General features: G+C 32.8%; 7 protein-coding genes. 1 reads left to right on the top strand and 6 read right to left on the bottom strand.

Annotated features, from left to right (window positions below; translation table 11 throughout):
- Positions 1-258 precede the first annotated feature (258 nt).
- Positions 259-777 (bottom strand): nuclear transport factor 2 family protein, encoded by a 519-nt coding sequence (locus CX675_RS06505; RefSeq protein ID WP_130734401.1) that lies wholly within the window; start codon positions 775-777, stop codon positions 259-261.
- A 67-nt stretch (positions 778-844) separates the two neighbouring features.
- The gene (locus CX675_RS06500) at positions 845-2,425 is read right to left on the bottom strand and encodes an NADP-dependent glyceraldehyde-3-phosphate dehydrogenase (RefSeq protein WP_130734400.1); all 1,581 of its coding nucleotides are present in this window, start codon (positions 2,423-2,425) and stop codon (positions 845-847) included.
- A gap of 264 nt (positions 2,426-2,689) precedes the next feature.
- On the opposite strand from CX675_RS06500, the gene CX675_RS06495 reads away from it, so the two are divergent.
- The gene (locus tag CX675_RS06495) at positions 2,690-3,814 is read left to right on the top strand and encodes a hypothetical protein (protein WP_205728608.1); all 1,125 of its coding nucleotides are present in this window, start codon (positions 2,690-2,692) and stop codon (positions 3,812-3,814) included.
- Between the two features lie 2 nt (positions 3,815-3,816).
- On the opposite strand, the gene CX675_RS06490 is transcribed toward CX675_RS06495, so the two are convergent.
- The 4 genes from CX675_RS06490 to argS form a co-directional block, all read right to left on the bottom strand.
- Positions 3,817-4,026, bottom strand: a complete 210-nt coding sequence (locus CX675_RS06490) for a hypothetical protein (RefSeq protein ID WP_130734399.1) — start codon at positions 4,024-4,026, stop codon at positions 3,817-3,819.
- 761 nt (positions 4,027-4,787) lie between these two features.
- Complete coding sequence (gene cydB, locus CX675_RS06485) at positions 4,788-5,825, bottom strand: cytochrome d ubiquinol oxidase subunit II (RefSeq protein WP_130734398.1); 1,038 nt, start codon at positions 5,823-5,825, stop codon at positions 4,788-4,790.
- Between the two features lie 10 nt (positions 5,826-5,835).
- Positions 5,836-7,182 carry a cytochrome ubiquinol oxidase subunit I gene (locus tag CX675_RS06480; protein ID WP_130734397.1) on the bottom strand — a complete coding sequence of 449 codons (1,347 nt, stop codon included), beginning with the start codon at positions 7,180-7,182 and terminating at the stop codon, positions 5,836-5,838.
- A 170-nt stretch (positions 7,183-7,352) separates the two neighbouring features.
- Positions 7,353-9,140 carry an arginine--tRNA ligase gene (gene argS, locus CX675_RS06475; protein ID WP_130734396.1) on the bottom strand — a complete coding sequence of 596 codons (1,788 nt, stop codon included), beginning with the start codon at positions 9,138-9,140 and terminating at the stop codon, positions 7,353-7,355.
- Positions 9,141-9,245 lie beyond the last annotated feature (105 nt).

Raw genomic sequence — 9,245 nt, 5'->3', positions numbered from 1 at the left:
GTCGTCAGTTCGAGTGTTTTTGTGTAGAGAAACGAAACAAAAATGTATCGAGAACTCATAAAAAACAAAAACTCAATTAAATTATTACGCCGTCAGTTCGAGTGGTTTTGTGTAGAGAAACGAAGCAAAAATGTATCGAGAACTCATAAAAAAAGAGAACTCAATTAAATTATTACACCGTCAGTTCAAGTGTTTTTGTGCAGAGAAACGAAACAAAAATGTATCGAGAATTCATAAAACCCTCAATATAAATCTACTTTACTTCTTCACCTGCGCTTTAATTTGTTCGAAATACTTGGTATAATTCCCATAATCGATATGCTTGGTAATGCGACTATTTTCGATAGTGAGAATGGTTACAAAAGGAATGGCAATAAGAATGGTTTCGTTTGTTTTTTCCTGAAACCAAGCATTAGGCAAAACACATTCAAAAGTGGCATTAATAATCGTATGATTACCTGATGTAAAGACTTTTTCGATGACAAAATTGACATAAGGAGGTTTGTCATTTTTAAATTTGTCTTTAAAAACCGTTTTGAAGAATTGATACACCTTTTCTTTTCCATCAAAAACAAAATCTTGTTGAAAAGCCGCTTTGGCTGTAGGATCTTCAAAATGAACCTCATCAGCATAAAAGGTTTTCATGGTGTCAAAATCCCATTTTCCATAGGCTTGCATATACGCTAAAGCCAGTTTTTCATTTTGACTTTCATTGGTTTGTCCAAAAGAAAAAGCAGAAAGAATAATTAGTAACGTTAGGATTAGTGTTTTTTTCATATTATTTATATTAAAAAAACTAGCTTATTTCTAAACTAGTTTTTATATAAGTAAGCAAGATACCAAATTACAGTATATAATCGGTATTAATGAAATTACTTTTTTTACTGTCTAATAATTCTTGTAAAATAGCATTGTTATAGTCGTTATCTTTTGACGCAACAAAAGTTCGTATCGAAAACGAGCGCAACGCATCATGAATACTTAACGTTCCTACAGCAGAATCTTTTCTTCCGGTAAACGGGAAAACATCTGGACCTCTTTGGCACGAACTATTTAAATTAACCCTACACACTAAATTAACTAAAACATCGATTAACGGTGCTACTGTGGTGATATCTTTTCCAAAAAGACTCACTTGTTGGCCGTAATCGGAAGCTGCCATATCGTCTAAAGGCTCTTGAATGTCTTTAAAAGTTAAAATAGGTACTACTGGTCCAAATTGTTCTTCGTGATACACACGCATGGCTTTATTTACAGGAAACAAAACCGCTGGAAAAATATAATTTTCCATGCGTTTGCCTCCTCTTTCGTTGATAATGTTGGCACCATGTGCTTTAGCATCATCAATTAATCCTTGGATATAATCAGGCTTATCAGGTTCTGGAAGTGGTGTTAAAAACACATTTTCTTCCCAAGGGTTACCAAATTTTAGTGCATCTACTTTGGCTGCAAAACGTTTGTTGAATTCTTCAGCAATCGATTCGTGTACGTAGATAACTTTTAAAGCTGTACAACGTTGTCCGTTAAACGAAAGTGATCCTGTAATACATTCGGAAACGGCCAAATCTAAATTCGCATCGGGTAAAATGATAGCTGGGTTTTTGGCTTCCAAACCTAAAATTAAACGCAATTTGTTTTTATTCGGATGTAAATCTTGTAAAGCAATCGCAGATTTACTATTTCCTATTAAAGATAAAACCGTAACTAATCCTGATTTCATAATGGGTGCAGCCACTTCTCTACCTCTTCCATATAAAATATTGATGACCCCTTTTGGGAACGAACTTTGGAATGCTTTTAGCAAAGGAGCTAACAACAAAACACCATACTTTGCAGGTTTAAATAATACGGTGTTTCCCATAATTAAAGCTGGAATCAATAAAGAAAACGTTTCGTTCAAAGGATAATTATACGGACCTAAACACAAAACCACTCCAAGCGGACTTCTTTTAATCATGGCATTAATGCCTTGTACTTTCTGAAAACGATTGCCTTCCTGATTTAAGGCTTTGTAATCTTTTATGGTATCATAAATATATTCTACGGTTCGATCAAACTCTTTTTCGCTATCAGGTAAGGTTTTGCCTATTTCCCACATTAATAATTTGACCACTTCACTACGCACTTGCTCCATTTGTTTTACAAATTGCTCCATGCATTTGATACGGTCTTGTACTTTCATGGTTGGCCAATCACCCTGACCATTATTATAGGCTTTGTGTGAAGATTCTAAAGCTGCTAAAGCGGCTGCTTCATTCATATTTGGTACAGACCCCAATAAAGTAGGCTGATAATGGGCTGTTGTAGAAATGGAAGAATATACCTCAGCTGATTCTCCTTCCCAAATTTTAAGTTCGCCATCGAGCAAATAGTCTTTTTGATACCAAGGTTGTTGCAGTTGTATTTTTTCTGGAATTGTTGTCATTTTCTTCGTTTTTATTTTATAGTTCCAATGCTTTTCTAAATAAAAAAGCTACTATAAAATTCCAACTATTTAACGGAAGAACCAAACATTTTCAACTGAAATACAATTATTTGACGCATTATTATTGATAATTTAAAAAATAAAATACTTCAAACGTTTTCGCATAAACACTAATCTAAAAAAGTCAAATATTTCTTAAACAATAACTTAGAAATCAAACAATTATTTATTTCTTTTTACGTTATACCTATTCAAACAACAACTATGAAAAAACTAGCCCTAAACTATTTCAAAGCAATAGGTTATTGTTTTGCAACATTCCTTTTAATCAGTTGTTCCAATGAGAGTGCAACCGAAGAACAAATCTTAACGGTACATAATCCTTTAGAAAACCCTCAAGATGGTCCACCAGCTGGTAATCCTAATGGTAATGCTCCCATTCCTGTTGGTGCAGGACCAGAAAATGTAAGCAATCCTGATGTGGTAATTGGCAATGGAACACCCGAAAGTTGCACGTGTGACGCAGTGGTTGCAGCAGTTGCACAAGGTGGTAAAATTACTTTTAATTGTGGACCAAATCCGGTTACTATAGTTATGGACAAACCTGCACGTATTTTTAACAATGCTAATCCAGATGTGGTTATTGATGGTGGTGGATTAGTTACTTTGAGTGGTGGTGGTACCACTCGCATTGTATATATGAATACCTGCGATCCTGATTTAGTTTGGACAACAGACCATTGTCAGAATCAAGATCACCCAAGAGTTACCGTTCAAAATATCACTTTTGCAGACGGTCACAATATGGAAACAGGTTCTTCTGGTGGTGGAGCTGCTATCTGGGCGAGAGGTGGACGATTAAAAGTAGTCAATTGTCGTTTCTTTAACAACAGATGCATTGGTACTGGACCAGATGTAGGCGGAGGTGCCATTAGAGCTTTTAGTCAATATAATAGTTTACCAATTTATGTTGTGAATACCACTTTTGGTGGCGGTAGTATTTATGGAAATAGCGGTTCCAATGGTGGAGCCATTAGTAGTATTGGGACTTCATGGACCATTATTAATAGTTTGTTTTCGCATAATAAAGCTATTGGGAATGGAGGTAACCCTGCACAAAGCGGTACACCAGGAGGAGGAAGTGGTGGTGCCATTTATAATGATGGAAACGAGATGACACTAACCATTTTAGGGAGTTTACTAGAACAAAATGAAGTTAATGCCTACGGTTCTTCTATCTTTTTTGTAAGCAACAATCATACCGGTACGATTCGAATTGATAATTCAACTATTAGAAATAATACTGGTGGTTCTTGGTACCCAGTATACCCAAGCATATCGATGCATAGTGATACTCCTATAGTAGTTACCAATTCAATCATTCAATAGTATTATTCTAATTCTACACAAGTATGATTAAAAGTGTCCAATAATTCACAAACTGTTTTTGAAACATTTTTTTCAGCTACAATTCGTAGAATATTATCGCAATCTTCTAAGTCAAAATTCCATCTTTTAATATCCTGAATTTGATTTAGGTTTTTGGAAATGCTTTTAATTTGTTTTTTATTTTCAATTGAAGTTTTGAAAACGTAAACCATGATTTGTATTGTTTTTTTATTTGTTTGTACAAATTTAAAATCAGTTAGTGACAACTGTATGTCAATAGAAATCTATTCGCATCATTAAAATAAAAAAAGACGCAATTAGTACTACATAAACTGAAAACATTTCAGCTATTTTTAAAGTATTAGATACTAAACACATTTGGCTTTTCATTACAGAAAAGCAACAATAGTAGTTAGTATTAACACGATATATATAGCAATAGAAACGTTTAAGTATAAATCAAAATATATCGATTTGAATGAAATTAATGATTTCTCGACATATAGTTTTAAAATGTACTTACAAGATGAAATGAAAAAACAAATAACTGAAATGGCAATAAAAGAAACCAAATAAGTTAATATCATTTTATCATAAGTAAATTTTGACACAAAATGATTTGTTAAATAATTAAATACCAAAAAATTCAATAAAATTAAACAAACTGCAAATATTAATCTTTTCATAAAGTAAATATTTATGTGTGAACAATTTTGGTTAAAATTTGGCAGAACTTTGTATAATGAAAATCTCATCCTACACAAGAAAGAGTTCTTTTAGTAACTTTTGCTTTGTAATAGTTTTGGGGATTCATTTAATACCATAAAGATAGTGTGTTTTTCAAATCAAATCAATACGTATTTACACGTATTTTTTACTGTTTTTTGTAAGTATTTATACGTATATGAGGAATTTTATCTTCTTATCTCAAAAAGAATACATATCAAATTCATGTATTTATAAAACGATTAAATTAATAACTCGTATCGTCAAGTTTTACTTTTCCATAAAATGTTTTATACAAAAAGATAAAGTAACCCGCTAATAAAGGTGATCCTATTACAACAATGGTTAGCATAATTCCTAAAGATTTTTGGGAAGAAGCAGCATTGTAAATAGTGACACTATGATTAGGATGAATACTTGATGGTAATAATACAGGATATAACTGAAAGGCAACCAACATTAATAAAAATGCCATGGTTAACGAAGAAAAAATCAAAGCATAACCGTATTTTTTCTTTGAAACCAACCTTGGCACATTGGCAACAGCCAAAAAAGCTAAAACAGGTAATCCAAAGAATAAAGGAGTTTCTTTAAAATTATCGGTCACACCAGGAATAAATACCAATGTATATAAAGAAGTTATTGAAAAACAAACAATAAAGAAAATCATTCCTTTTCTTAGTAAAAAAGTAATCCTTTCATGTAATCTTCCTTCTGTTTTTAATAATAAAAAAATGGCTCCTTGAGTCATAAATAAAAAAAGTGTTGTAAAACCTACCATTATAGCATACGGACTTAAGAAAGATAGAAATACACCTCCTTGATAACTAAACTCATGACCAATTTCAAATCCTTGTAAAATATTTCCTAAAACCACTCCTAATAAAAATGAAATAAGAATATTAGACACAAAATAAATAATATCCCAGGTATTTCTCCACCAGAACATCTCTTCTGCACTTCTAAATTTGATAGCAGCCGAACGTAGCACTAATAACATTAGAAACAACATAAATGGAATATACATAGCAGATAACATGGTAGCATACATTACTGGAAAACCTGCGAATAAAGCGCCACCTCCAATAATTAACCACACCTGATTGGCATCCCAAACAGGACCAATAGCGTTTATCGCAATACGTCTGCTTAAATCTTTTCTTAAAAACAAATGCCATGAGCCAGCACCATAATCAAAGCCTTCTAAAATAGCATATCCTGAAAATAATAATCCAACTACTAAATACCAAAGTGTAGGATAATCGATTCCTAAAAATGTTTCCATTTGATTTATTTTAAATAATTTCTAATGCATTTTGAGCTTCATCATAAGGTCCGTGTTTAATTTTCTTATTTAAAGAATACAAAAACAACAAGAAAAGCAAACTATAAACTATGGTAAACAATACCAAAGAAAAAACTATTTGATTGGCAGACACTTCTTGCGAAAAACCTTGACTAGTGCGTAAATGACCATAAACAATCCAAGGTTGCCTTCCCATTTCTGCGGTAAACCAACCTACTTGATTCGCAATTTGTGGTAATAAAACTGAAAAAGAAAAAATCCATAATAACCATTTGGTTTCAAACAATTTACCTTTCCACCATAAAAAACAAGCATAAAAAGTGAGTCCGATTAAAAACATTCCAATAGCAATCATAATATGATAAAACTGAAATACCGCATTTACTTGGCTTGGTCTATCTTCTTCAGGAAAAGCATTTAATCCTGTTATGGGCGCTTTAAAATCTTGATGCACTAAAAAGGATAATCCTCCTGGAATTCCTAAACCAGTTACTTCTTGATTTTTAGAATCAACCCAACCTAAAAGGTATAAATCGGCAGGAGCTTTCTCATCAAAATGACCTTCCATTGCTGCTAATTTTGCAGGTTGATTTATAGCAACACCATCTGCAGAACTATGTCCGGAAATTAATTGAGAAAACGAAATTATGGTGGCAACGACCAATGCCATTTTAAAGGCTTTCTTAGATATATCAATATACCTTCCTTTTCTTAAATAATAGGCATGTACACTCAATACCATAAAAGCACCTGCTAAAAAAGCGCCTTGCCACACATGAATAATGCGATCCAAACTGGAAGGATTAAAAACCATGGCCCAAAAATCGGTTACTTCTGCTCTGGCATGAATACCTTCACCTACTATATGATACCCTGCTGGTGTTTGTTGCCAACTATTCGCTACCACTATCCAAACCGCTGAAAACATAGAACCCAAAAAAACACCTACTGTAGAAATAAAATGTACTTTGGGAGACACTCTGTTCCAGCCAAAAAGCAAAATCCCTAAAAATGTACTTTCTAAACCAAAAGCAAACAACCCTTCTGCAGCAAGAGCACTTCCAAAAATATCACCAACATATTTGGAGTATATCGCCCAATTGGTTCCAAACTCAAATTCCATAATAATTCCAGTAGCAACTCCTATTCCGAAGGTTATAGCAAATATTTTTAACCAAAAACGAGTAAGAATTTCATATTCTTTCTTCCCCGTTTTTAAATACAAACCTTCCATGATGACCATTATAAGACCAATGCCGATACTTAAAGGAGGATAGATATAATGAAAAGCAACGGTAAAGGCAAATTGGATTCGAGCAAGTATTTCAACATCCATAATTGTAAATTTTAGCTTCTCACAAAGTTACCTTATTCTAATTTATTTCAAGGTAATAATTGTTACATTTTAACCTGAATTTATACTCTTTTTATAACCTATGAAAAACACATAAACATAAAAAAAGAGGTCTTTTCGACCTCTTTATATAAAATTCAATATTTTGTTTCCTACATTCTTTCTGGTACTTGTATACCCAATAATTGGAAGGCATTTTTAATTGTATTTCCAACCGCTTGAGACAATTGTACTCGAAACGCTTTTTTCTCTAAATCTTGTTCAGGTAAAATAGGCACATTTTGATAGAATGAATTGAATTCTTTTACTAAATCATAGGTATAATTAGCAATTAAAGCTGGACTATAATTTGTAGCCGCATTTTGAACTACTTCAGGGAACAACTGCACTTGTTTGATTAATTCTTTTTCTTTTTCATGTATCTCTACTTCAGTTGATACCACAGTATTGGCATAATCAAAATCAGATTTTCTTAAAATCGATTGAATACGAGCATAAGTATATTGAATAAAAGGCCCTGTATTTCCATTAAAATCAACCGATTCTTCAGGATTGAACATCATTTGTTTTTTTGGATCTACTTTTAACATATAATATTTTAAAGCGCCTAATCCAATTACTTTGTACAGAGCCGCTTTTTCTTCCGCTGTATAGCCATCTAACTTCCCTAATTCTTCTGAAATATTTTGAGCAGTTTCGGTCATTTCTTCCATTAAATCGTCTGCATCGACCACCGTTCCTTCTCTCGATTTCATCTTCCCAGAAGGCAATTCTACCATCCCATAACTTAAATGATATAAATGTTCTGCCCAATCAAATCCTAACTTCTTTAAGATTAAGAACAATACTTTAAAATGATAATCTTGTTCGTTACCTACGGTGTAAACCATACCACCCACATCTGGATAATCTTTCACACGTTGAATAGCCGTTCCAATGTCTTGCGTCATGTAAACAGCCGTTCCATCTGAACGTAAAACAATTTTTCTATCTAAACCTTCTGCCGTTAAATCAATCCAAACAGAACCATCTGAGTCTTTTTCAAAAACACCTTTTTCTAAGCCCATTTGAACCACTTCTTTTCCTAATAAATAGGTATTGCTTTCGTAATAATTTGGTATGTTAAAATCAACACCAAGGTTTTTATACGTTTGTTCAAAACCATCATACACCCATTGGTTCATGGTTTTCCAAAGTGCTACTACTTCTTCATCACCTGCTTCCCATTTACGTAGCATTTTCTGAGCTTCTAATATTGATGGAGCTAGCTTTTTAGCTTCATCTTCTGTTTTGCCTTGTGTTACTAATTCATTGATTTCTTTTTTATATTGCTTATCAAATTCAACATAAAAATTACCCACTAATTTATCCCCTTTCAATCCAGTAGATTCTGGAGTTGCCCCTTCACCAAATTTTTGCCAAGCCAACATCGACTTACAAATGTGAATGCCACGGTCGTTTATAATTTGTGTTTTATAAACTTTCTTACCTGAAGCTTTAATAATTTCTGCTACAGAATAGCCTAATAAATTATTACGAATGTGTCCTAAATGCAAAGGCTTATTCGTGTTTGGTGAAGAATATTCCACCATAACTGCCTTATCTCCTTCTACTGGATCAACATAGCCAAAAGTAGCCTGATTTTTAATAGAATTGAAGAAATTTACATAAAAAGCATCTGCAATAACGATATTTAAAAATCCAGCAACTACATTGAATTTTTCAACTACAGCTACATTTTCTACTAAATAGGTTCCAATTTTGGTTCCAATTTCAACAGGATTGCCTTTTAATGCTTTAACCAAAGGAAAAACAACCATTGTAATATCACCTTCAAAGTCTTTCCTAGTCGCTTGAAATTCAACTTTATCAATGGTTAAATCGAAAACAGAATGAACGGCTTCTAAAATGTGTTTGGTTAGTGTTTCTTGTAATGTCATTTTTCTTGATTTTTATGAAGGTGCAAAAATAAGAAATTAGAAGTTAGAAATCAGAAATCAGAAAATAGATTTTCAGACAAGGTGTTAAAAAAAACCAAAAAAACA

This window comes from Flavobacterium sp. J27, from assembly GCF_004303025.1.
Taxonomy (GTDB): Bacteria; Bacteroidota; Bacteroidia; order Flavobacteriales; family Flavobacteriaceae; genus Flavobacterium.
Note: the sequence above shows the minus strand (reverse complement) of the source record. Positions and strands in the feature narration are given on the sequence as shown.